The following is a 23,199-nucleotide window of genomic DNA, read 5'->3' on the forward strand; positions in this document are numbered from 1 at the left end:
CTTAATTATGGTGCATGAGTGCCTTCCCCTAATCAGCTATTGCTCACTTAGAGTAATAGTGAAACAATATTAAAAATAGTGAAGAGTGGTTTAGGTTATTAGTGGGGATTATGTTGACGCGACTGTATGCGAGAGGGGGAATAACTGTTGCTTTAATCCTAGCTGTTATTGCTATTATTACGGTGATTATGGTCATGTTGATTCATAAGGGTTCTCAACCAGCATACTCACCGGTAACGCAACCAATTACATTGCCTAGTGGTGTTTCTGTGCTTGTCATTGGTCCACCCTCCTTTGTGGAGGATGTGGGGAGGATTATTCCAGTCGCTGAATCCTTCTCCGTGGACTCTATCCAGGAAAGCCCCGCGGGCTCCGTGGTCATTGTGGATTGGGATTACCTAGTTAACCAAGTAGGTGTGAAAGGGGCTGTGAGCGACCTATCCATCTTATTCAAGCAAAATGACTTTATGATTGTTTATTCTAACGATTCGTTTTTGGCCGCTTATGAGTTGGGTAGGGCCTGGGCTATGGCTAATGGTGTTAATTTCACAGCTATACCAGCCGGTGTAGTGGGGTCATTCGTGGCGGCATTCGGTGATTCAAAACACCTAACATACACATCATTCAACAAACCCACAGAGTTACTAGGAGCCATAGCCAAGTACCTGGAGCTAAAGCAATCATGGCAAGGAACCGGGCAAGGCTACTCATTCTCACCAACAAGGGTACTACTACAGTCCAATCAACAACCAACTCCCGATCCCTGCTACCAATATGGAACACAGGAAGGCAGCAGTAACGGCATACTATTCGATTATCTTCCGCAGTACAACGGTGTAACTGGTGAAGCCTATTCGGACGGTAATGGGACCTTCTACTACGACACATGCATATTCATATATATATATGGAATTTACTATGCGGCTGATGGTACCCCAAGCATGGACGTTGTTCCAGCCGTCTGGATTGCGTATGTACCATCAAGTACCATGGTGAATAATGGCGGTTACATAAACTACTACGTGGGGACCATTGACCATGAAAAAGGGTATGAGGCGTACGAAGAAGGCATCACTAATTCACACATAGACTTCGCCGGTGGCTACAGCCCAGGAAGCGCATCGGGAGAATCCCCGTTAACCGTTAACATAAATTACGAAAACACTGGAGGAGCTACTGTTAACAATACATGGACCTTCACCTTCTCAGGATACCCCAACGCCGGTCAAACATACAGCGTGGCCTACATGGATGATTCTGCCTGGATGTTAACTCAAGGTACTAATAATGAAAACACCGCATTGTTAGGTAATGAAATTGGCGTTAATTTAGTGACGAGTGCTCAATACTACGTATGCTTTGATATTCTTAATTACGAATACATGTATGTTAATTTCACGTGGCTCCTCATCTATAATCCAGGACAAAAACCCACATACAACGCCACAACCCACCCAACAACAAGTGATCCATTCATAACGGGTATAACATCATACTCACAATACATACCCATACCCTGCATAGGCTAATGAAAATAACACACAACTGAGCTTACTTAAGGTTCCTTAAAGCCTTGAGCCGGTTGACAATGCTTAAGTTGCTTATAGCCTTACGTTGCAAATCCGCATGGAGGTGGTCTATAAAACGAAGCCATCTTAAGTATTTGGTAGCCGGGCCCGGATTCGAACCGGGGTCAGTGGGTCCAGAGCCCACCATCCTTGGCCGCTAGACGACCCGGCTCACTGAAGACAATGAGCAAGCCTTTATAAACACTACCCAATGAAAACAATGCCTACTACTCAAGGTGATCTTACCTACTGCTGCGTTTAGGGTAATTGGTCATTATTTTCTCAATAATCTGCATCATAGAGTTTTCAACCTCAGGGGGTGCTTGAGCCTCCTCTGGGTATTCTTGGCCATTATACTCACCTGGTAGTTTCCTAGTTGCATCAAGCCCCAGCTTACTCCCCAGGCCTGGCACTGGGGTTGATGGGTCAAGTTCCTCGGTTGGGTATTCTGGCATTATTACCACGTCCCTCTGCGGGTTTAGGTTGGCTGCTATTGCGTATGTGACTTCACCCATGTTTTTAACGTCCACGTCATGGTCAACAACAATCACCACCTTATTGAAGACCGGTAACAGGCCCCAGAGGGTTGCCATAACCCTCCTAGCCTGTCCAGGGTACCTCTTCCTTATTGACACTATAGTCCAGTACCCAATGCCCTCAGGGGGCATGTAGATGTCAGCCACCTCCGGCATTAGTTGCTTTAACAGTGGTTTCATTGCCTCGACGCCGAACTTAATTATGTTACCATCCTCAAGCACAGGCTTACCTGTGACTGTGACTGGTATTAAGGGGTCCTCCCTGGAGTACATGGCTGTTACCTTAACCACAGGATACTCCTTAACTATTGAGTAGTAGCCCACGTGATCCCCAAAGGGCCCCTCCTTAACGTACTCCCCGGTTAACTTACCCTCAATAACCAATTCAGCGTTAGCCGGGTACTCAATACTGATGGTTGAGCCCCTCGTTAACTCAACCCCCTCACCCCTAATAACCCCAGTAACCAGTAGTTTATCAAGGGGATGTGGTACTGGTGTACCGGCCATAAGCATGGTTACTGGGTCAGGACCCAGTACAACAGCCACCTCCACCTCACCCATATCGGCGTATTGGGCGCTCCTCCTCCACGGCATCCAATGCATAATGAACCTATCCCTATCAATTACCTGAAGCCTATAGTAGCCGAAGTTGGTTACGTCATTGTGCTTAATGAATGATACTGCGAAGGTTAGGAATCTACCAGGCTCCTTAGGCCACTGCTTAATAGCCGGTAGTTTAAATAAGTCAATGCTCCTCCACTCCTTCTCCTTAACTGGAGCCTTATTAACCAGCCTTGGGAAGTACCTTGAAACACTCCTTAACTCACCGAGGGCCTTAATGGCATCTATTAAGCCTGTTGGCGGCTTAAGGTTAATTAATTCAGTAATCCTCTCGGCAGCCTTCTCTGGCTCAACATTGTTAAGAGCCGTTAAAACCCTACTCCACTTACCGAATAGGTTACCTACGGCTGGTAGGGTATCTTCCTTAGTTTTCTCAATGATAACAGCTGGCCCATTCCTATACATTAATCCCCTTAGTAATGCCGGTAACTCCAACTCCACGCTGATTGGTTCATTAACCCTAATCAACTCCCCCTCCTCCTCCAGTTTGCTTAAATATCCTCTAAGGTCATTGAAGGCCATTAATACTACACTGCATTAATGCGTTTAAGTAGGTTACTGGAGTCAACGTTTAAAATAAGCCACTTAGGCTGCTTCCCAATGGGGTTGAGTGGATTAAAGCCTTGGTTACTATCATTTAGTCCAACAACGTTAACCAGTGCCTTCTCCTCAGTTACCTTAGGCACAGCTCTCTCCTGGTACCTTAACGGTGTCTTTAAGCCTGTAATATATGTAGTAACCTTAATTGCAGTGATGCTTGCTCAAGCTGGGGTTAACCTTATTCATGATTACGTGGATTACAGAACCGGGGTGGATATCCTCTATAGGGCCAGTGGCTTTATGCATAGGCCTAATCCAATAATTGACCTTGGCCTTAACCCACGTAGCGTTAGGGCCGTGGGCTACTTCTTCATTGCCGTAACCATAGCCTCAGGGATTTACCTAGCCCTAGTGGTTGGTTTCCCAGTCCTAATACTGGGCTTAGCCGGTGTGTTAATTGGGGTGGGTTACAGTGAGGCCCCCTTGAAGCTTCACTATAGGGGCCTTGGTGAGGTCTTCGCTGCATTGGCAATGGGCCCATTAGTCACCTGGGGCTCCTACATTGTTCAAACAGGCATCTACCTGAACCCAGCCCCATTAATCGTGGGTATACCTAATGGATTATTCACACTACTCATACTACTGGGTTCAGGGGCCCTTGAATTGGATGCATCCAGGAAGGTGGGTAAGTTAACCCTAGTCCTAATACTGGGCTTAAGGAGAGTTAAGTACCTGGTCTACGGTGTAGTGGCGTTAATTTACCTAACCCTAATCGCATCGGCACTACTGGGTTACTTACCCTACATATCCCTACTCACACTACTCCTAATCCCAAGAACCCTTAGGCTTGCCGGCCCATTACTAAGTGGTGATGAGGGTGAGGTTAGGAGGAGGTGGAGGGAGTTGAGGCTGCTTTGGGCCGGTCCATTCAGTGTTAGGTTAATTATACTGGCAATACTCATAGCCTCAATGATTATAGTTAAACTAATGCCGTGGATACCTTAAAAAAGTAGGCCCCAATACCCATTGGTGATGAGTGAGCTCCGTGCATGAGCTTGTGATGAATTTGAATCACCTGACTAAGACTCATTACTTATTAAGTTAAGCTTCCTTTAATCAACCATGGAGTGCGTTAACACTGTTAGGAGGATAATGGAGGGGTTGGTTAAGGATGCGTACCCAGGGGCGTCACTTGTGGTTAATGCTAATGGTGAAACCCTAATCAACTTAACCGTGGGTTACGCTCAATTAAAGCCCGTGGAGAGGTTAATGAGGGGTGGTATGCTCTTTGACTTAGCCTCCTTAACCAAGGCATTATCAACATCCCTAATAGTAATGAAGCTTGCGGAGGAGGGTGCATTAAGCCTAAGCCAGAGGGTCTCTGAATTAATCCCAGACTTCTCCAGGACTAATGCCGGTGCCAGTGATGTTAAGGATAAGGTTAGGGTATGGATGCTCCTATCCCACACATCAGGCTTACCAGCATGGCTACCCCTCTATAAGTCGGCGTCAAGTAGGGATGAGTTGATTAATCAAGCAGTAACCTCATTCCTAGTTTATGAACCGGGTTCAAGGGTTGTTTACAGTGACTTAAATTACATAGTTTTAACGGCATTAGTTGAGAGAATCACTGGTCAACGCATTGACTCCCTTTTCCAGGAAATGGTGGCTAAGCCCCTTAACCTAAGTAAGGCACTTTATAATCCATTAACAAGGTTCAGTAGGGATGATGTCGTGGCCACTGAGTACATTAATGGTGATGCATTAGTGGGTGTGGTTCATGATGAGAACGCAAGGGCCATGGATGGTGTTTCAGGGCACGCTGGCTTATTCGCAACAGCCGAGGATGCGGCTAAGATAGCTGACTCCCTGCTTGAATCCTATAGGAATGGGGCATTCTTAACTAGGCCAAGTATTAAGACTATGTGGACCCCTTGGGCTTGCGGTGAATCATGCTACGGCCTTGGTTGGCAAATATACAAAAGGGGGGTAACAACCAGTGGTGGGGATTTTTTAACTGATGGTAAGGCATTCGGGCACACCGGCTTCACTGGAACCTCCCTATGGATTGATGTTGAATTAGGCTTAACAATAGTCCTCTTCACCAATAGGGTTCACCCAAGTAGGGATAATAGGAGGATTGATTACGCTAGGCCAATTATACATAATGCTGCAGTATCATGTGCAGATAAGCTTACTTATCATTGAAGCAGGATTTGGCTTAAACTTAATGCGTCTGCAAAATTAATTTAACGTGATTTAAGCATTAGGTGATTAATTACTCCTCCTCAAACTCCTCTCCTTGGGAGGCCTCCTCAGGCTGGGTCTCCTGACCAGTGGCTGCTCCCTGCCCCGCCTCTTGGGCTAGTTCGGCAACCGCGAAGGATGGACCAACCCTCGTTATCTTAACTCTAACCTTCTCACCGGGCTTGGTGTTCGGTATGAAGATTATGAAGCCTCTTATCTTCGCGACACCATCACCCCTCTTGGATATTTCGGTTACCTCCACCTCCACAACGTCACCGACTTTCACTGGTTTTGGACCACGGCCTCTTCGTCTAGGCCTTCCCCTATTCATTCCGGGACCTGTTGACGTCCGTATCGCCGTTAATCCACCAATAGCCCCCTTAATAAATGTTTCGTACATAAGGTACCCCTGGCATTACCTGGGTGATTAAAATGCTTAATTTTAGGTATATGCCAAGCCTAATGAATATTAACCGTGTATCATTTTAATTATCTTCCTGTACTTTAAGTACAGGGAGTAGTCTATGTAGACCTTATCCTCAAGCATCTCACCAATAGTCCTAGCTAACTTAACCTTACCTGGTAATTGATCAGTGGTTTCAATGTAGAATGCGTTGGAGCCTGCACCGCTACCGAAGGTGACTACTATTATTTTGGCACCAGGCTTAGCCTCCTCAAGAACCTTAGCTAAACCCAGTAATGCTGAGGCATTGTAAGTATTGCCTATTAAATCAACCACTATACCTGGCTTAACCTTCTCAAGCGGGAAGCCGAGCATTTGAGCAACCCTAACCGGGAACCTGGCGTTGGGTTGGTGGAAGACTGCGTAATCGAAGTCATTGGGCTTCATACCTAACTCATCCATTAAACCCTTAGCAGCACCTATAATGTGCTTGAAGTAAGCCGGCTCCCCTGTGAAGCCTTCACCGTGAACTGGGTAGGGTGAACTATCCCTCCTCCAGAAGTCAGGGGTGTCTGATGCATATGGGTAAGTGTACTTGATTTCAGCGGCCAGGTTACTTGAACCAATCACGTATGCGACTGCGCCAGTACCCACGGTGTACTCCAAGTGCTCCCCCGGTTCACCCTGGGATGAATCAGTCCCCACTGCTATACCGTACTTTATTGAATTAGCCTTAACTAAACCCATTAGGTTAATTATTGCATCTGAACCAGCCTTACAGGCGAACTCCATGTCCACTGAGTAAACCTGCCTATTTAGGCCTAGGGCATCAATGAGTATTGATGATATCGGCTTAACGGCGTAGGGTTTTGACTCAGTTCCAGCGAAGACTGCACCAACCTCACTCGGCTTCACCCCAGCCCTAATTAAAGCGTCCCTAGAGGCTTCAACAGCCATGGTTACTGGGTCCTCGTCAATGTACCCAACCGCCTTCTCCTCAACCAAGTACATGTCCCTAATCCTGAGGGCATCATCACCCCAAGCCTCAGCTATTTCACGGGTCTTAATCCTATACCTAGGTATGTACGCACCCCAACCAACTATGCCTACCGCCATCACCAACACCCCTTCAATGGCCTTAACTTAAAACCGTAGTAAATTATACCGTAGTCACTATCCTCCTTAACCCTCCTAAACACCACCTCAACCTCAGCATTATCACTAAGCTTCTCCGGGTTTGGGCAGTCGACTAATTGCCCAAGCACCCTAACCCCATTTAAGTCAACTATACCGAATATTAACGGCCTCTGCTTTTCGAAATCAGACGTGACGCTCCTAAGTACAGTGAATTCAATTAACCTACCCCTCCTAGGTAACTCAACATCCTCAAATTCCCTTGAACCGCATTCGCAGACGGCCCTGGGTGGGAAGTAAACCTTACCGCATTTCCTGCATTTAAGGGCAGTGAGCCTATAGTACTGGGGTATCCTCCTCCAGTACTTCGGTACTGATAGGGATTGATCAACCATGCTACTTCACCACCTTAAGCATGAAGACTACACTCTCCTGATCCACACCAACCATATCCTCAACCACCGCTGCCTCGGCGTTTAGGCCGTTAAATGGTTTATCACCCCTAAGCTGCATTGTGACGCTGGCTAATTGGTAAACACCTGAGGCACCCATTGAATTACCCACAGCCTTTAATCCACCGTCTAAGTTAACCATAACCTTACCCCCTGGGTCAAAGTAACCCTCATTAAGGAGCCTTAAGGCACTCCCCCTCTTGCATAATCCCAGGGATTCCAACGCCAATACACCGAGTATACTATAAGTATCGTGGACACTCACTATACCGTTGAAGTCACTGAGCGGGTTAATTGCCTTAACAGCCTCAGTCACAGACATTAATACCGTGTAGTCGTTCCTTGAGGCGAAGTATGAGTTTGATGCACCGAACCCGTAACCCAACACCCCCACTGCCTGATCCCTGGCATTAGGTTTACTGCAGAGTACTAGGGCCGCTGCGCCGTCAACGAAGGGTGATACATCGTAGAGCCTTAATGGGTCTGCAACAAGCTCGGAATCCAGAACATCCTTTAGCTTAGCCGCCCTCTTAAAGTAGGCGAAGGGATTCTTCGCACCCCTCTCATGCATTTTAATAGCCCATGTGGCTAAGTCCTCATACTTATACTCATAATTCCTCAGGTACTGCTTAGCCATTAATGCAGCCAAGACCACTGGGGTTGCTCCGAAGTATGATTCGTAATCGGAGTCAAGTAGGTATGAGGCGTACTTATTCTGCTTAAGTGAAGTAACCTCATGAGGCTTATCAACACCAACCAGTAGTACGCATCCATTACTCATTGATGCCACGTGGTTTAAAGCAACCATGAATGCGAAGCCCCCTGAGCCATCACCATTCTCAACCCTTATGGATGGGGCATTCTTAATGCCTGAGTAATCCCTAAGGACGTTACCTATAGCCATCTGCTCACCGGTAAGTTCAGATAGGGCTGAGGCAATGTATATTGCCTTAATGTCAGGGTTACCTGCAGATTCAAGAGCCTTTAAGGCAGCCTCAGCGAATAATTCCCTATAACCCTTATCATAATACCTGCCTGGGGGAATAATGTGTACTCCATTTATATAGCCTAATGCCGAAATACTCATCGACTTTCCCTTACACATAAAGCTTAATAAATATTACACCCTATTTAGGGTCCCTGGGGCATGCACTATCATTATGGCATTAGGTTACTTGATGCATTGCATTAACTTAACCCATCAGAAATCACTCTTCCAGTAAACCTTAAAAATTAAATGCTTAAACATAATGCCTACGTATGGTTAGTGTTAATGACTTTATGATTGGGAGAAGCCTAGTTTTAGGTGATGTTGAACCAGCTTTAACAGTACCATCAATATATGTTACTGATGATGCAGGTAACGTTAGGGTTAAGAGGGCTGTAAGTGAGACTGGGGGTGATTTAGTTTTATCCAGTTACGTTAAACTACCTATTAGGGATAAGGCCGTTGAATCAAGTGTACTTAACTTAACCGGTGACATTAATAATATTGCAAGGCTCATTAATGAGTTAATTAGGGTTAGTAAACTAAGCGTTGTTATCGTTGGTTGGCAACCTGATAAGGGGTGGTCAACAACACCATTATTCACCAGTGAATTAGGTGTCATTAGGAATAAGGTTAAGGCATTAGCCTCACTCTACCCCCATGATGTCTTTGAATTAAGCGACAGGTACATTTACGTACTCTACATGAATCACCCCTCAGGCTAATGCATTAACGCAGCCATTGTGTTTAACCTTATTAGCCATCGTGTGAGCATGCAGTATTGGTTCAGGCATCCTATCCCTTAGGCACAGTCTTGAAACCAATGTTAAGGCATTGTCAAGCGTAATCATGTTACCCACGCTAACGTAAACCTCATGCCTCCCGCATTTAACCACACCGCCTATGACTTCCCCATTACTTGGATCAATTATGAGGGATTCCTTAACCTCACCGTAGAGTAATGATTTAGCAACCCCAATAGTCGGTAAACCCATTACCACACCGAAGTGCGCAGCTATACCAAGCCTATAAGGGTGGGCTACACCGTGGCCATCAATTAACACAACATGGGGCCTTTCCTTAAGCCTCATGAAGGCTTTAATCATTGGTGAGAGTTCCCTAAAGGATAGTAGGGTTGGTACGTATGGGAAAGTGACCTCACCCTCATAACACCCATACTCAATAATGTGGTTAAGCCTCATGGAGTAGGTTGCCGCCACTGCGTAGGCGTAATTACCCCTGTAGGCTACATCAATACCGGTAATGAGGTCTACAGACTGCGTTAATGGCATGGTAACAACCATTGACGCCAGCCTCCTCTGAACCATGCGTGCAGCCTCAAGGTTAAAGCCCTTAGGTACCCTTGACTTAACGTAATTCTCACTAATAATCCTCCTAACCATTAAGCCAACTCACCGATTAAACCCACGTTAAGTAGGCTTTATGGTTTTCCTAATTAAGCGTATAAGTATTAACGCGGCTTAATGATTCCTGAGGGATGAGGTTAATTCCCCGGCCATCTCCAGAATCCTCCTAACTATGCTACTGGTGCTGCATAACTGGCAGTTAATAATATTAGGCATCCTAACCACCTCAGCGTTAATACCCCTACTCCTTAAGGCTCTCCTAATCTCCTCCTCGGTGAAGGGTTGATTAGGCCCGAGGAGTATTATATCAGGCTTCTCCTCCTCAACAACCCTAAACATGTCATCCTCATAACCAACCCTAGCCTTAGTAACGTACTCTATGGCCTCAAGCACCTCAACCCTCTGCTTAGCGGGTATTATAGGCTCCCTACCCTTAATCCTCTTAACACTCTCATCAGTGGAGACAACAGCCACAACCCTGCCTAAACCCCAGGCGTACTTAAGGTACCCCACGTGGCCTGGGTGTATTATATCGAATGTGCCAGCCACGAAAACCTTCCTTGACGCTAACTTAGCTAATTCACTCGGCTTCCTCCAATTAACCTCACTCAACTTAAGGATCCTTAAGGCATCCAGCAAGCCCTCTGCGTAGGATATCGTAGCCAGAGCCGTCTCATAGTCACCCACCTTGAAGTAGTGTAAAGTATCCTTAAGATAAGCCTCAGCCAACTCAATTAATTCACCAACCTCCCCACCACCATTAGCATTAGTGCGTAATGCCTCAATAGCCTGCTCAACGTTTCTAACATAAGTCAATACCCTATCAGCTAAGGTACTCATTAAATGCCTAATGTTGCGTCGGGTTAAAAACACTTGCGACTAAGCAATAGGTATCACCGCTTAATCATTAATCCCGTGAAGTAGCCTACATGTGGGAGCCTCATAATGCTTAAATATTGGTCCCCACGCTAATGGTTAATGCTTATACTGCAGGTCCTCGGCCTACTCATAGTAATTGCCGCGGCGTCATCATCAATACTATCCCTTTACTTTGAGGTTAAGTATTGGAGGAGCCTAAGGGATCCTGTTAATGATGGTGAGTATCCATCGGTTACAGTAATTATGCCAATTAGGGGTGTTGACCAGAATCTTGAGGGTAATGTTAGAAGTGTCCTTGAGCAGAAGTATCCTGCAGCCAAAGAGTACTTATTCATATTTGATGATGTTAATGATCCAGCCTACGGGTTAGTAAGCAGGATAATTGAAGGGTACAGTAACGCTAGGATAATTATTAATAACGCTGGTTCCAGTAAGGGTTCAGCCTTAGTTAAGGGTATTAATGAGGCTAAGGGTGATGTTGTGGTTATTGTTGATAGTGACGCCTACGTTCACGATGAGTGGTTAATAAACCTGGTCAACCTACTTAAGGCTGGTTCAGGGGCTGCTACAACCTATAGGTTCTATGCACCATTAAGTAGGTTAAGCCTTGGTTTATTACTTAAGGCTAGCTTCAACATGATTGGGATAACTGCAATGCAGAATGATACAGCTAGATTCGCCTGGGGAGGTTCAACGGCTGTCTGGAGGAAACTAATACTGAAGTGGGAACTGGTGAAGTATCTACCCCACTATCTCAGTGATGATTACGTTATAACGCATATGGTTCATAGAGATGGGTTAAAGGTGGGCTTCACCCCTAGGTCAATGGTGATTACACTGGAGGATTCTGGGGTGAAGGATGCGTTTAAGTGGGCTGTTAGGCAACTCTGGTATGTTAAGGTATATGGCTTTAACGGCTTCATACTCTATACAGCATCATACACGCTTTACGCATTTACACTACCAATAGCGTTGGCATTATCACTATTCATTAATTGGGTTATAATACTTGGGTTGGCACCATACCTAATCGGGGTGATTAAGGATTATTACAGGATTAGTAGGATTAGGTCCCAGGGAGTCTTCTACGCCAGTAATATTGGGGGCAGGTATGCCTACGCCTTAGCCGCTGCATCAATACTTAATGTCTACTTCTCCTGGCTTGCAATAATAGTAACCGCATTCACTAAGTCAATTAACTGGAGGGGTAGAGTTTTCACAATTCAAGATGTTAAGAGGGGTATTGAGTCAATGCCATTGCCTTAATCAATGCTTCAGTTCACTAATTAGTAATTACGGTGATTGATTTTTAAACATTTAATTGAATTGCAACCCATGGTTAGGAAAACCGTGGAAGCCATAATTAAGGGTACTTGGACTAGGGATGGTGCCGGTGTTAAATTATATAGGGTATTCGGTAGCCCTGAATTAGTGGATTTAATGGATCCATTCCTGTTACTTGATCATTTCGGTTCAAGGTATCCGCATGAGTACTTAATGGGTTTCCCATGGCACCCTCACAGGGGTATTGAAACCGTAACATACTTACTTAAGGGTGAGGTTCATCATAGGGATAGTACAGGGGTTAAGGGAGTATTGGGTGAGGGTGATGTTCAGTGGATGACTGCGGGTAGTGGGATATTTCATGAGGAGATGCCTAAGCCAGGTAGGAGGATGGTTAATGGGTCAGTTATAGAGGACCCTGAGGTCAGTGGTTTTCAGCTTTGGGTTAACTTACCTAGGGTAAGTAAAATGAGTAGGCCAAAGTACAGGAATTTAAGCAGAAACAGTGTGCCTAGGGTGATTCTTGATAATGGTGTGAAGGTTACGTTAATCTCAGGTAGAGTTAAGGCTCCTGGATACGGGATCGTTGAGGGACCCATAAATGACTTAGCCACACCGGTTAATTACATTGATGTGTTAATTCCTGAGGAGTCTACGTTCAGTTATGAGGTTAAGGATGGTTACACTGCGCTTATTTACGTCATTAATGGTTCATTAATCCCAGGTAATGAAGGTAACCCAGTTGCGTCAGGTCAACTGGTGGTTTACTCAAGGGATGGTGGGGAAATTAACGTTAGGACCATGGATAAGCCAGCCAGATTCCTGCTCCTTGCAGGTAGACCAATTAATGAGCCTGTGGCTTGGTATGGACCAATAGTCATGAATACTTGGGATGAGTTGGAGGAGGCCTTCACAGAGTTAAGGGCAGGCACCTTCATTAAGCATGAACCTGAGGTTAATGATATTGATTAAGCGGAATTATTCACTAAACGCTCCTCAGCCCTACTCCTATACATGAGGTATATCGTTAACTGACCCCTTTCCCGTCTTAAAGGGTGGGGGTTTCGTTGGGGTCTTGGGTGTTACCCCCCTTTGTGGGGGCTACTTGGTTATGATCAATAAAGAAGGAGAGGGGGTTTTTCACTTCGTTTATGACTATTCCTACTCCTAGTTTCATGATGTTTAATGCTCCATTTAAGTCTGCGTGTAGTTTATGACCATGTGGACATGAAATTACTCCCCTAGGTTTCCTCACAACTTCAACATCGTGAAAGGCGCATACTCTAGATGTGTTATACTCCACAACCTTCATGACCTTAATACCGTACTCTTGGGCTTTCAACAGAATAGCCTCAAATAGTTTTGAGTAAGACCACATATTCACTGTGAACTTGTTACCTTTATCTTGTGCAATGAGGTAAGGATACCCAACAATGAGGGTTGACACACCCATCTCGTACAACGTCTTCATTAGATGAGATGCGAAGCTCCTATACAGATGGAGAAGGCGACGGTACAACTTTCCATATAATCTTCCTTCCTCTCTTCTTGCTTCCTCATAAGCCTCTAGCTCACCAGCATTCTTAGCCTTGCCTACTATTGATTGTACCTCAGCTATCCTCCTCTGAAAATAGAAGTAATCCTCCTTAGCTCTACTCTTATAGAGAATCCAAGTACCATCATTCACAACAACACTAGCTAGAATGTTTATGCCTAGGTCAGCAGACGCCACCTTATTTCCTTTCGGTTGATAAAGCTGAATCCCTTTCCTTTCCCCTTTAACTATGAACTTACTCTCTTTTCCAGTCCGTGTTGTTGTAACACCAACCTCAACTGGAATATATGCATACCACCTGTTCCGAGTATCATCGTAATGAATCTCTAGCCTACCTTGTTTACCAAACCACCTCACTCTCCCGGCGAAGGGAATCTCTAGTTTAAAGTCCCTCAACACTAGCTTGTGGTTCTCAACATCCACGTAGTACCTATCCTGTCTCACAACAAGGATTAACACTCTTCCCCCTCCTCTTTTCCAATAGCCTGGTGGGGAGGCTTTCTCACCCTTCTTCAGGAGAGAGAAGAATGATGACCACGCTTCATTATTCTTTTGAATAACTGCTTGTGCATTCACCTTTAGTATTCCCTTGTACTTCTCGTAGTATTTCTTATACGTTCCTTTGAAATCCATCTTCTGCTTGTTGAAGAATCGCCGTCTTCTTTCGTAATTCACTTCGTTGAAAAGTGATGTTGAGGCGTTAGCTAATCGTCCTAGTTCCCCCTCCTGTACATCATTTGGTAGAAGGCGAACAACCACTGTTCTAGTGGTACCCACGTCTGGCATAGTGAGGGTATTTCGGCCCCCACTCCACATTTTAGTAGAGTAACCAGACGCGGATACCACTAGGAGATTTATGAAAAAGAAAACTTAAAAACTCTACCCCGCCTTGAAAAGGCGAAGTTTGCCACCTCTTTTATCACCAACTATTAATGATCCAGGTAAGGTGCTTATGCTCCTTGCAGTGTTGGTTATGGCGTTAGCGGCGACTCTTTCCTCATCCTTAAATATCTGCACCATAAACGCTTGCCGAGTCGGTACATCCATTTGAGAGACACTCTGCCTCAATAGGAGGAATATGAAGCTTCCCAGGAATGTTCCAGCCAACGGCACTAATATTAGGAAGACATTTGATACTATATGCGTATACACCATTGTTCTTAAATTACCAATCCTCTCAGCTATTAATGGTGCAATAATTAACGATAATGCTGTAACCACGTTAACAATCATGAATACAACACCTAATTCCCTCAAGGATACGCCATAACGAATATAGAACCAGTATGATAATAATGACTGCGTCACCAACCCACCGCCGAATGCATCTATTGAGAATAATATTGATAGATTCCTAATATCAGCGACCGCAGACCTACTTAACCCCCTCAACCCTAAATCCCTCCTAGTGGTCTCAATACCACTTAATGTGTTATAAACAATAATCATTATTAAACCAGCAAGGGCATAAATTAGGTACATTGACCTAATTACATGTATGTTATTCCCAAGGTAGGCTGGTAATGATGACGCAAGGGCGCCAATTGATGAAGCGGAGTAACCAATGAGATTGTAAACACCTAGGATCCTACCTAGCCTATCACCAGTAAACCTAGGTAACACGCCTGTTTCAATTGATTGAAAGGGACCAGCCTCAGTTCCTGTGGTGCTTATGTTACCTATAAGTAGTGCTAATGCCATTACTGGGTATAATGAGGATGAGAACAATAATATGCCTGAAATAAACATGAATAAACTAAGGATGATTAATAATCTTCTCCTACCAATTACGTCACCAAACCAGGTTAATAATATGTTTGAGAGAACATTGCCGAGAACCATAAGGAATAAAGAGGCACCCACATAAATGGGTGGGAAACCCAACATGGCTAAGTAAATGGGTGTCAGTACACTAACAATACCGAAGACGAAGGTTCTCAGTCCCTTAATGAGTAAGATTAAGTAAACGTTCCTATGCATTGGCGAATCATTAGGTGGGATAGTATTAAAGTTTAATTGAGGTTTTGATTTAAGGAGACGTATGCATGAAGATTAGGCTTAGTTTATTCTAGTGGGCCCGCCGGGACTTGAACCCGGGATCTCCCGCTTTCTTGGCGTTATGCCCGTAAGGCGGACATCCTAACCAGGCTAGACTACGGGCCCCTTCCTATTGGCCATTGATCCGAGGTTTATTAAGCTTAACCTACATTTATCCTTGATAAAACTCACTTAATGCATGGTGACTGGTTAAAATTAATTATGCTGAAATTCATGTATTGAATGAGTAACCTTGGTATCATATTTAAATAGGGGGTGAGTATGAGGGTTCTTAATGATGTTTCATAGAGAGTTAGCCATGATATATGAGGCCAGTGGTAAAACAATAGTTGAGTTCATCATAAGGCTTAATGAGGATAGGCCAGGCATATTAGCTGCGGTTTCCGATGTCTTCGCTGAGAATGGGGTGAACATAATTAATGCATCGTTTAATAGGCTCCAGAAGATGATTCATGTCATCGCTGACTTCACTAATTCAGTATCCTCAATAAGTGATGTTGAGAACATGCTTAGGAAATTCTCCTTCGTTTACGATGTTATGGAGAAGGTACTTAACAATGACGCTTACGTTTTAGCAACTTTATCCATACCAACATTTAATAATAACTACGTATTAGCCATAGATCATGATGTTTTCGAGAACCAGGTGAGTGAACCATTGTTAAACATACTGAGGAGCATGGGGAAGAAGGATGGGGAATTAATGCTAGGCATGTACGGCTCCTTTAAAGCCAGTGAATTAAGCATCCTCCAATTAAGAGGCTTGGGTAGGGTTCAGGTGCAATCAGCTGGTAACGCAACCATTATTAGGGTTTGCCGCGAGAACCTTAGTGAGGAGTTCTCTAAACTAATCCTAAGTTACCTTGAGGGTTTTACGGAATTATTCAATATTAAGACCCAGAATCAAGGCATTAGTGAATCATGCCTACAGGTTAAGGTAACATCATCTTGACGCCACCTGGGCGAATTCTAGGTACGCAACTTAATTGAGTACGCGTTTAACGTTACCGTTAAGCTACTTAAAGCCATGGCCAGGCCGGCTAGTTCAGGCCTTAGGGTTAAGCCAGGTATTACGCCAGCTGCCACCGGTATTAGTATTATATTGTAGGCGAAGGCGTAAAATATGTTGAATTTAATGTTACTCACCACGGTTCTTGATAATCTTATGAGCCTTGGAATAGCCTTAAGGTTCCCTGAAACCAACACAACGTCCCCAGCCTCCTTGGCAACATCACTACCAGTACCCATTGCTATACCCACGTCGGCCTCATTAAGGGCAACAGCGTCGTTAATCCCATCACCAACCATGGCCACTGAACCATACTTAGTCTTAACCTCCCTAATAACCCTAGCCTTATCATCAGGCATTAGGTCTGCGTAAACATCATCAATACCCAGTTTCTCAGCTACAGCATGTGCCGGTCCCTCGGCATCACCGGTGAGCATTATTGTTCTTAACCCCAGTCTCTTAACCTCGTTAACAGTCTCATAGGCGTTAACCCTTAATGGATCACCCACGGCTAATACACCCTTAACAACACCATCAATCACCACGAATAATGGTGTATAACCCTCACTCTCAATGCCTTCACTTAACTTCCTGAATTCGGGGCTTAGGTAAGCCTCCATGCCTTTAACCAGCTTCATGTTACCAACCCCAACACTCCTACCGTTAACCACCGCAATAACCCCCATACCCTCCAATTGATTAAACTCACTGACGGTAATTGGCTTAACCCCCATTGACTCGGCGTAATTCACTATTGCCTTAGCTAATGGGTGGTTTGAAGGGTACTCTGCTGATGCCGCTAGGATTAATGACTCCTTATCAATAATAGTTTTAATGACTCTAGGCGCCCCCTCGGTTAATGTACCAGTCTTATCAAACGCCATGACCTTAACACCATTAAGTCTCTCAAAAGCTTCACCCCTCTTAATCAATATACCGTCTTGGGCAGCCTTATTAACACCAACAACTATGGACATGGGTGTGGCTAAACCAAGGGCACAGGGACAAGCCACCACCAGTACAGAGGCCATGTGGAGTACAGCCAGGTAAAGTGGAGCCCCTAGGCTAAGCCATGTAATTAGCGTTAAGGCAGCCACAGCTATTACCACCCAGGTGAAGTACGCTGATATCTTATCAACAATGGATTGTATCGGTAACCTAGCGGCCTGCGCCTCCCTGGCTAGTTTAATTACCTGAGCCATTAAACTGAATTCACCAACCCTAGTAGCCCTAATTACCAGGTAACCATCAAGTAGCCTAGTTCCAGCTAGGGCCACGTCCCCAATCCTCTTTAACCTAGGCTCACTCTCCCCGGTCATTGATGATTCATCAACATGCCCATTACCCTCATTCACAATACCATCCACAGGTATTAATTCACCAGGCCTAATAATTATGGTGTCGCCTGGTTTAATATCCTTGACATTAGTTTCAATCTCTCTTCCATCAACCAGCACCCTAGCCTTACCTGGTATTAATTGGGCTAGGGATCTCACCGTTGATGCTGCCCTAAGCCTAACCCTGGCCTCAAGCCAACGACCCAGTAGGATTAGGGTTATTACCGCTGGGCCTGAGTCAAGGAATGCCTCACCACCGACTAGGTGAAGTGCGTAAAGTAGGCTGTAGGTGTAGGCTGTTAAGGTTCCTAAGGCCACTAGGGTATCCATGTTGGCTGTACCGTTTCTAAAGGCCCTAACCGCACCCCTTATGAATCTCCAACCTGGGTAAAACTCAACAATTGTGGCTAAGGCTAAACCCACCCATAGTGCTGATTGACTAGGTATTACCCCCTTAGGCTCCAGTACCCATACAATGATCATTATTACCGCTGTTAAGGGGGCTGAAACAAGGAGCCTATTCCTCAAGTCCCTTAAATCAGCTTCACTAGCCCTCTTATCCACATCGAAGCCACTGGCCCCTGTCTTAACGTAAGTTACCTTAAGGCCTAAGTCCTCAATAGCCTTAACTATGTTTGATTCATTAAGCTCCAGGGGATTGTAAGTAACCTTAACCTCCCCATACGCTAAGTTAACCCTAGCCTCAAAGACACCGGGTATGTTTAAGGCATTTAATATAAGCGCCTCATCCCCTGGACTAAGACCCCTAATACCCACTGTAGCCTCCTCCCTATATATGTCGTAGCCGGCCTTCTCAACAGCCTTAAGTAAGTCGATGTACTTAACCCTACCTGGATCCAGCACAACCACGGCTTCATCATTGGCTAGGCTTACGTCAGCAGCCAAAACACCAGGCACTGATAATAGAGCCTTCTGGACGGTTAGGCTACATGTGGCGCAATGCATGCCCACTATCTTAAAGGCAGTCCTCCTCACCCCCTCCCTGAAGCTTAACTTAACATTAATTCTCGATGCCTCATTCACCTAAACCACTACATGTTGGGCATACCCTTAGGCCCCTCCCTTAAGTACCTTTCAGGGTCCTTATCAAACGCCTCCTTGCATTGCCTTGAACAGAAGTAATACACCTTACCCCTGTACAGTGACTTGAACTGGGTCTCCTCAACCTCCATACCGCACACTGGGTCAATATGCTTAACCATACTTGGTGAACTGGGGTTACTGAAATAAGGTTTATTAGAGAGGTTTTTTCAGAAAACTGATGATTAATGGTTCAGGTTTTTCAAGATTCAATGAACTTGAGTTGAGGGCTCTTGAATTACTCAGTGAGGATTCAAGGTTAAGTGTTTCAGAATTAGCCAGTAGACTGGGTGTCAGTAAGGCTACTGCATCAAGGTTAATTAAATCACTTAGAGGTAAGGGTGTTAGGTTCACGGTTAATATTACTCAAGGCTACCCAAGGGCATACGTGGTGGCTAGGAGAAGAGGGGAGGGGGAGTGTTATAGGCTTGTTGACGGTAAGTACATGATTGTCTTAACCGCAGGAGACTTTAATAGTCTTACTAAACTCATTAGTGAGGTTAAGGGTAAGGAGGCTGTTTACATAGTCCTTGGGCAATGCTCGGATACTAGTGAATTAAGTACTATGCCTAGGTTAGTCTGTGATTACTGCGGTGGCCCAATAAATGGGTCTCCGATTACTTACAGGAGGGGGAGGAGGGTGTATTACCTATGTTGTAAAACATGTTTAAGGGAGCTTAAGAAGAGGCTAAGCATGAGGAGGCATGATGCTGAGTGAAATATTAATCCTTACTCAACACCTAGAATCCTCTTAAGCCCTGGATAAGCCTCAAACAACTGCTCCTGCATCGCTATCGTGTAGTACTGTATTATTATCTCCACCATTAGTATTAGGCCTATGCCAGTACCATATACACCTAATACATCACCAAGGGCTGCAATGAAACCAGCCAGTAAGCCGCTGGTGAAGGTTAGTGAATTAACGTACCTCTTCAAGTGCACTGCAAGCGACCTCGCTGATGCCCTGAAGCCTGGTATTGATAAGCCGCTTGAAACCATGGTCCTGGCCTGATCCTCGGCGCTTAAACCAGCTAAATTAACCCATAGGTAGGCGAAGACCACTGAGAGCACGACGTACATGAGTATGTGAACCACCACGTACTGTGGGGTAATGTTATACGGCACCACGGTGAAGTAGTATATTAAGGATGATGGACATGGTTCATTAATAGTACCGAATTTAGCGGTTGTAATAACCCTTATGCAGGCTATTGAATTTAATAATGCGTTAGCGTTATGGGGATTATATGTTGTCCAAATGAAGTAGAGTCCATTATATATTAACGCCACTGTGTATGCTGTGAATATTATGGGTAGGACTGAGACGTACATTACCTTGAATGGGTACGACATCTTGTATCCACCGTACTGCACGAAGGATAACGGTATCCTAACCTCCATTAACTCAACGTATGCTATGAAGCCACCTAGGACTATTGTTGCGATTAAGCCTATTAGGCCGGGTAGGTTGAATCTATAAACTATGGATAATAATGGTGCAAGCGTGTGGGATACTGCGGCGCTGTATACTGCAGCCACTAGGGCAGGTATAATACCTAGTAACTCCCCTGCACCCACGGTTACAGGCATGAATGTGGATTGGAAAATGGACCTAATTATGCTTATGAGTATGAATAATGATATGCCGCTTCCAATACCCCATCCCTTGGATATTAAGTCATCAAGCAGTATAACTATTACGGCTCCGAACAACATTTGAAGCCACACAATGAAGGCTAATCCAGCGTTGGCTACGGTTAACTGGTGGGTTGACATTATGAATGCTCCCTCAAACATGGCTATTATCACGGCTACAAGCTTCGTTAATGCAGTGAACCTTGCTTGATCCTTAGGGTCATTTAAGTCAACATCCATTAACTCAGAGAAGGCTACAAGCTCCATTATTATTCCAGCTATTATTATTGGGCCTATACCCAGTTGAGCCAATGTACCGTTGGTTGAGGCGAATATTATAGCCACCAGCGGGTTGAAGAGCGGGCTACTTGATGAAGCCACAATACCGTATAGCGGCGTTACTGATAGGAGTAGGTAAACTGTAGCCGCTAGGAAGGTCCATATTAGCCTACTACCCAGGGTAACCGGCCTATTGGGCCTGGGGACAGTGGGCATTAGCGTTAAGAGCGGTTCCACCATCTCTATGAATCGCTTAGACGCCACAGTTCACCTAAAATTACTGGGATTAATAAGGTTTATTAGCAGTCATTGCGTCAATAACTGATTAGCACACGTAATGTAACCCTAGTGCGCTCTAAATCATGCACCCTGTTGAGTGTTAACTGGTCTTATATGGTTTATGTACCTTTCAAGTAACCCAGCCTGCTTAAGCAGTTCACACACCCTGCACACGCTTCCTGAGGTTGGGAAGCCGCAGTGGATGCATTTATTGAGTTTAACCTGTCCCTTAAACCTCTCATTAACCATTTTTGAGACTTCATCACCGAAGGAAACCATTGAGTACTTAACATTAGGATTATCCCTCTCCCACCTGGCTAGGGTGAATTTTAATTCGTAGCGTGGATTATTGTAGACGAAGGGGCATTCAATGGTCATTAAGGGTATTCCATGGTAGTAGGCGTATAGAGCCACCTCCTCCTCCCTAATGAATCTCAGGGGTTTAATCCTAGGTATGAACTCCTCCTCGGCGACATCATTACTTGGCGTTGCCCCAAACCAGGCGAAGCGTTTAACATCATTACCGGTGACGTTAAGGAGCACTGTCTGTGCTTCATCATCAAGATTATGCCCCGTGGCTATCTTGGTTAAGTTAAGCATCCTACCCACTATATTCATTGCCCTCCTCCTCATGACACCGCATATAGTACACATGTGCGTGTTAACCCCCTTACCCCATAATCCCTGTGCAATATCAAACGCCGTTACCCCGAATAATTCACTGAACCTGAATACCTTATACTCAATGTTAAATTCCTCAGTTAACTTAGCCACGTAGTCCATTGAGTTGGCTCTCCTAACGCAACTGTAGGGTTGCCCCTCATCAATACTGAAGGCTATTAAGACAGTATCCTTAGGTATCCTACCTAGTCTCCGTAACTTACCTAGAAGATACATGAGTACTAGGCTATCCTTACCGCCACTTACCGCTATACCAACCCTATCACCACTTGTGATTAACCTAAACCTCCTCACAGTCCTAGCCACAGTATCCTCAATGGTGTTGAATAGGCAGTTTAAGCATAGTTTCTCACCACTGGATGCCTTAAGGTACTTAGCCTCCCTAACACCACACCTATCGCATAAAGTAACCATGCTACTTCATGGCTTTAACACTGATTAAAATAGCTTACTAAGCTGTTATTTAATGAGTACTCATTGAAGCAGGAGGAGCCTAATTGTGAAAATAACCACTGCACATAATAGGGGGATCATTTTAAGCATTAATGAGGCTAAGGCTAAGGTCAGCAGTATGATGAACAAGTACCTACCCCTCAATTTAGTTAAAGGAATACCCAAGACTATTAACATAAGCAGGTACACTGCGGTGAGGATTACCTGCGTAATTGATGTGATTATGCTTAAGAGTAGGTATAATGCGAATTGAAGCAACGCCACCACTGGTGTTAACTTACTTAATCCAATGCGGCCACCGTACCTACCCCTTAATTGAAGCAGTATTAATGATGTCGTAATGAAGGGTACTAGTGATAGTAAGGCTATGGCTTGAGGCGAGTAACCAATCAGCATTAGTATTGGTGAGGAAAGGAGCAGTGGGGTTGCGGTTAATGAGGATTCACGCCTAACAGTTAAACCAATCGCCATGGCCAATACCACGAATGGCGCAGCGATAAATAATGGTAATTGATTGTTGAGGCTTACAGTCATGAAAACCGCTATGAGGAGCCATGTTAAGGCTAAGGCATGCATTGATGAAGCGTAAACCCTCACTGCCCCATTATACGTGAATAAACCACCCTTAATTAAGTAATGTTGAATCAATGGAATAAGCATTAAGGATACTGAGAGCGTGTACTCAGCCTTAATTAAACCCAGGTGAGAGAACACGTACGTAATGTAGACTAACGCGGAGACCGCAACATCGTCACCAGCTTTAATCAATACTGCTTCACGCATGGTACCTTCG

22 protein-coding genes and 2 tRNA genes are annotated in these 23,199 nt (G+C 44.8%); 8 read left to right on the top strand and 16 right to left on the bottom strand.

The window, feature by feature from the left end:
- The first annotated feature begins 110 nt into the window (after positions 1-110).
- Complete coding sequence (locus tag CMAQ_RS06345) at positions 111-1,529, top strand: hypothetical protein (RefSeq protein WP_198002058.1); 1,419 nt, start codon at positions 111-113, stop codon at positions 1,527-1,529.
- 135 nt (positions 1,530-1,664) lie between these two features.
- Here CMAQ_RS06345 and CMAQ_RS06350 read toward each other — a convergent pair.
- Positions 1,665-1,740 (bottom strand) — tRNA-Gln (locus CMAQ_RS06350).
- A gap of 70 nt (positions 1,741-1,810) precedes the next feature.
- Positions 1,811-3,247 carry a UbiD family decarboxylase gene (locus tag CMAQ_RS06355; protein ID WP_012186282.1) on the bottom strand — a complete coding sequence of 479 codons (1,437 nt, stop codon included), beginning with the start codon at positions 3,245-3,247 and terminating at the stop codon, positions 1,811-1,813.
- Positions 3,248-3,325: 78 nt separating this feature from the next.
- Here CMAQ_RS06355 and CMAQ_RS06360 point away from each other — a divergent pair, with 78 nt between their 5' ends.
- The gene (locus CMAQ_RS06360; RefSeq protein ID WP_048062721.1) at positions 3,326-4,270 is read left to right on the top strand and encodes a prenyltransferase; all 945 of its coding nucleotides are present in this window, start codon (positions 3,326-3,328) and stop codon (positions 4,268-4,270) included.
- A 117-nt stretch (positions 4,271-4,387) separates the two neighbouring features.
- Positions 4,388-5,473: a serine hydrolase domain-containing protein gene (locus CMAQ_RS06365; protein ID WP_012186284.1), complete on the top strand. Its 1,086-nt coding sequence runs from the start codon at positions 4,388-4,390 to the stop codon at positions 5,471-5,473.
- Positions 5,474-5,543: 70 nt separating this feature from the next.
- Here the strand turns inward: CMAQ_RS06365 and CMAQ_RS10990 are convergent, their stop codons facing one another.
- From CMAQ_RS10990 to CMAQ_RS06385, 4 genes are all read right to left on the bottom strand, one after another.
- Positions 5,544-5,912 carry a TRAM domain-containing protein gene (locus CMAQ_RS10990; RefSeq protein WP_012186285.1) on the bottom strand — a complete coding sequence of 123 codons (369 nt, stop codon included), beginning with the start codon at positions 5,910-5,912 and terminating at the stop codon, positions 5,544-5,546.
- 69 nt (positions 5,913-5,981) lie between these two features.
- The gene (locus CMAQ_RS06375) at positions 5,982-7,031 is read right to left on the bottom strand and encodes a hydroxymethylglutaryl-CoA synthase (RefSeq protein WP_012186286.1); all 1,050 of its coding nucleotides are present in this window, start codon (positions 7,029-7,031) and stop codon (positions 5,982-5,984) included.
- Positions 7,031-7,444 carry a Zn-ribbon domain-containing OB-fold protein gene (locus CMAQ_RS06380; RefSeq protein WP_012186287.1) on the bottom strand — a complete coding sequence of 138 codons (414 nt, stop codon included), beginning with the start codon at positions 7,442-7,444 and terminating at the stop codon, positions 7,031-7,033. The genes CMAQ_RS06375 and CMAQ_RS06380 overlap by 1 nt, the downstream gene beginning before the upstream one ends.
- Position 7,445: 1 nt before the next feature.
- On the bottom strand, positions 7,446-8,588 hold the full coding sequence (locus CMAQ_RS06385) for a thiolase C-terminal domain-containing protein (protein WP_012186288.1): 1,143 nt from the start codon (positions 8,586-8,588) through the stop codon (positions 7,446-7,448).
- A gap of 173 nt (positions 8,589-8,761) precedes the next feature.
- Here CMAQ_RS06385 and CMAQ_RS06390 point away from each other — a divergent pair, with 173 nt between their 5' ends.
- A complete protein-coding gene (locus CMAQ_RS06390; RefSeq protein WP_012186289.1) occupies positions 8,762-9,214 on the top strand; it encodes a hypothetical protein in 453 nt (150 codons plus the stop codon).
- Here the strand turns inward: CMAQ_RS06390 and CMAQ_RS06395 are convergent.
- Entirely contained in the window at positions 9,206-9,892 is a 687-nt protein-coding gene (locus CMAQ_RS06395) for an endonuclease V (RefSeq protein ID WP_012186290.1), read from the bottom strand. The genes CMAQ_RS06390 and CMAQ_RS06395 overlap by 9 nt on opposite strands.
- Before the next feature lie 78 nt (positions 9,893-9,970).
- Positions 9,971-10,696 (bottom strand): DUF357 domain-containing protein, encoded by a 726-nt coding sequence (locus CMAQ_RS06400; RefSeq protein WP_012186291.1) that lies wholly within the window; start codon positions 10,694-10,696, stop codon positions 9,971-9,973.
- 138 nt (positions 10,697-10,834) lie between these two features.
- Here CMAQ_RS06400 and CMAQ_RS06405 point away from each other — a divergent pair, with 138 nt between their 5' ends.
- On the top strand, positions 10,835-12,001 hold the full coding sequence (locus tag CMAQ_RS06405) for a glycosyltransferase family 2 protein (protein ID WP_012186292.1): 1,167 nt from the start codon (positions 10,835-10,837) through the stop codon (positions 11,999-12,001).
- A 69-nt stretch (positions 12,002-12,070) separates the two neighbouring features.
- The gene (locus CMAQ_RS06410) at positions 12,071-12,991 is read left to right on the top strand and encodes a pirin family protein (protein ID WP_012186293.1); all 921 of its coding nucleotides are present in this window, start codon (positions 12,071-12,073) and stop codon (positions 12,989-12,991) included.
- A 76-nt stretch (positions 12,992-13,067) separates the two neighbouring features.
- Here CMAQ_RS06410 and CMAQ_RS06415 read toward each other — a convergent pair whose 3' ends face one another.
- The 3 genes from CMAQ_RS06415 to CMAQ_RS06425 form a co-directional block, all read right to left on the bottom strand.
- Positions 13,068-14,390, bottom strand: a complete 1,323-nt coding sequence (locus CMAQ_RS06415; RefSeq protein ID WP_012186294.1) for an RNA-guided endonuclease InsQ/TnpB family protein — start codon at positions 14,388-14,390, stop codon at positions 13,068-13,070.
- Positions 14,391-14,453: 63 nt separating this feature from the next.
- The gene (locus tag CMAQ_RS06420) at positions 14,454-15,554 is read right to left on the bottom strand and encodes an MFS transporter (protein ID WP_012186295.1); all 1,101 of its coding nucleotides are present in this window, start codon (positions 15,552-15,554) and stop codon (positions 14,454-14,456) included.
- A gap of 92 nt (positions 15,555-15,646) precedes the next feature.
- A tRNA-Val gene (locus CMAQ_RS06425) sits at positions 15,647-15,737 on the bottom strand.
- A gap of 169 nt (positions 15,738-15,906) precedes the next feature.
- Between CMAQ_RS06425 and CMAQ_RS06430 the strand changes: the two genes are divergently transcribed.
- A complete protein-coding gene (locus CMAQ_RS06430; protein ID WP_012186296.1) occupies positions 15,907-16,584 on the top strand; it encodes an ACT domain-containing protein in 678 nt (225 codons plus the stop codon).
- A 17-nt stretch (positions 16,585-16,601) separates the two neighbouring features.
- Here the strand turns inward: CMAQ_RS06430 and CMAQ_RS06435 are convergent, their stop codons facing one another.
- Together CMAQ_RS06435 and CMAQ_RS10575 are read right to left on the bottom strand one after the other, a co-directional pair.
- A complete protein-coding gene (locus CMAQ_RS06435; RefSeq protein WP_012186297.1) occupies positions 16,602-19,022 on the bottom strand; it encodes a heavy metal translocating P-type ATPase in 2,421 nt (806 codons plus the stop codon).
- An 8-nt stretch (positions 19,023-19,030) separates the two neighbouring features.
- Positions 19,031-19,201 carry a YHS domain-containing protein gene (locus CMAQ_RS10575; RefSeq protein WP_012186298.1) on the bottom strand — a complete coding sequence of 57 codons (171 nt, stop codon included), beginning with the start codon at positions 19,199-19,201 and terminating at the stop codon, positions 19,031-19,033.
- A 59-nt stretch (positions 19,202-19,260) separates the two neighbouring features.
- Between CMAQ_RS10575 and CMAQ_RS06440 the strand changes: the two genes are divergently transcribed.
- Positions 19,261-19,797, top strand: coding sequence for a TRASH domain-containing protein (locus tag CMAQ_RS06440; RefSeq protein WP_012186299.1), 537 nt, complete (start codon positions 19,261-19,263; stop codon positions 19,795-19,797).
- 11 nt (positions 19,798-19,808) lie between these two features.
- On the opposite strand, the gene secY is transcribed toward CMAQ_RS06440, so the two are convergent.
- From secY to CMAQ_RS06455, 3 genes are all read right to left on the bottom strand, one after another.
- Positions 19,809-21,257 carry a preprotein translocase subunit SecY gene (gene secY / locus CMAQ_RS06445; RefSeq protein WP_012186300.1) on the bottom strand — a complete coding sequence of 483 codons (1,449 nt, stop codon included), beginning with the start codon at positions 21,255-21,257 and terminating at the stop codon, positions 19,809-19,811.
- A 96-nt stretch (positions 21,258-21,353) separates the two neighbouring features.
- On the bottom strand, positions 21,354-22,367 hold the full coding sequence (locus tag CMAQ_RS06450) for a TIGR00269 family protein (RefSeq protein WP_012186301.1): 1,014 nt from the start codon (positions 22,365-22,367) through the stop codon (positions 21,354-21,356).
- Positions 22,368-22,427: 60 nt separating this feature from the next.
- Positions 22,428-23,189, bottom strand: coding sequence for a hypothetical protein (locus CMAQ_RS06455; RefSeq protein ID WP_012186302.1), 762 nt, complete (start codon positions 23,187-23,189; stop codon positions 22,428-22,430).
- Between the last annotated feature and the right edge of the window lie 10 nt (positions 23,190-23,199).

The sequence above is a fragment of the Caldivirga maquilingensis IC-167 genome, from assembly GCF_000018305.1.
Lineage (GTDB): Archaea > Thermoproteota > Thermoprotei > Thermoproteales > Thermocladiaceae > Caldivirga > Caldivirga maquilingensis.

Bases quoted from the DNA above. Each gene is read 5' to 3' on its own strand.
- CMAQ_RS06390 (WP_012186289.1), top strand. From the start codon at position 8,762: ATGGTTAGTGTTAATGACTTTATGATTGGGAGAAGCCTAGTTTTAGGT.
- CMAQ_RS06400 (WP_012186291.1), bottom strand. From the start codon at position 10,696: ATGAGTACCTTAGCTGATAGGGTATTGACTTATGTTAGAAACGTTGAG.
- CMAQ_RS06440 (WP_012186299.1), top strand. From the start codon at position 19,261: ATGATTAATGGTTCAGGTTTTTCAAGATTCAATGAACTTGAGTTGAGG.
- CMAQ_RS06395 (WP_012186290.1), bottom strand. From the start codon at position 9,892: ATGGTTAGGAGGATTATTAGTGAGAATTACGTTAAGTCAAGGGTACCT.
- CMAQ_RS06450 (WP_012186301.1), bottom strand. From the start codon at position 22,367: ATGGTTACTTTATGCGATAGGTGTGGTGTTAGGGAGGCTAAGTACCTT.
- CMAQ_RS06385 (WP_012186288.1), bottom strand. From the start codon at position 8,588: ATGAGTATTTCGGCATTAGGCTATATAAATGGAGTACACATTATTCCC.
- CMAQ_RS10575 (WP_012186298.1), bottom strand. From the start codon at position 19,201: ATGGTTAAGCATATTGACCCAGTGTGCGGTATGGAGGTTGAGGAGACC.
- CMAQ_RS06375 (WP_012186286.1), bottom strand. From the start codon at position 7,031: ATGGCGGTAGGCATAGTTGGTTGGGGTGCGTACATACCTAGGTATAGG.
- CMAQ_RS06420 (WP_012186295.1), bottom strand. From the start codon at position 15,554: ATGCATAGGAACGTTTACTTAATCTTACTCATTAAGGGACTGAGAACC.
- CMAQ_RS06430 (WP_012186296.1), top strand. From the start codon at position 15,907: ATGATGTTTCATAGAGAGTTAGCCATGATATATGAGGCCAGTGGTAAA.
- CMAQ_RS06345 (WP_198002058.1), top strand. From the start codon at position 111: ATGTTGACGCGACTGTATGCGAGAGGGGGAATAACTGTTGCTTTAATC.
- CMAQ_RS06415 (WP_012186294.1), bottom strand. From the start codon at position 14,390: ATGTGGAGTGGGGGCCGAAATACCCTCACTATGCCAGACGTGGGTACC.
- CMAQ_RS06360 (WP_048062721.1), top strand. From the start codon at position 3,326: ATGGGGTTGAGTGGATTAAAGCCTTGGTTACTATCATTTAGTCCAACA.
- CMAQ_RS06455 (WP_012186302.1), bottom strand. From the start codon at position 23,189: ATGCGTGAAGCAGTATTGATTAAAGCTGGTGACGATGTTGCGGTCTCC.
- CMAQ_RS10990 (WP_012186285.1), bottom strand. From the start codon at position 5,912: ATGTACGAAACATTTATTAAGGGGGCTATTGGTGGATTAACGGCGATA.
- CMAQ_RS06355 (WP_012186282.1), bottom strand. From the start codon at position 3,247: ATGGCCTTCAATGACCTTAGAGGATATTTAAGCAAACTGGAGGAGGAG.
- CMAQ_RS06380 (WP_012186287.1), bottom strand. From the start codon at position 7,444: ATGGTTGATCAATCCCTATCAGTACCGAAGTACTGGAGGAGGATACCC.
- CMAQ_RS06365 (WP_012186284.1), top strand. From the start codon at position 4,388: ATGGAGTGCGTTAACACTGTTAGGAGGATAATGGAGGGGTTGGTTAAG.
- CMAQ_RS06405 (WP_012186292.1), top strand. From the start codon at position 10,835: ATGCTTATACTGCAGGTCCTCGGCCTACTCATAGTAATTGCCGCGGCG.
- CMAQ_RS06410 (WP_012186293.1), top strand. From the start codon at position 12,071: ATGGTTAGGAAAACCGTGGAAGCCATAATTAAGGGTACTTGGACTAGG.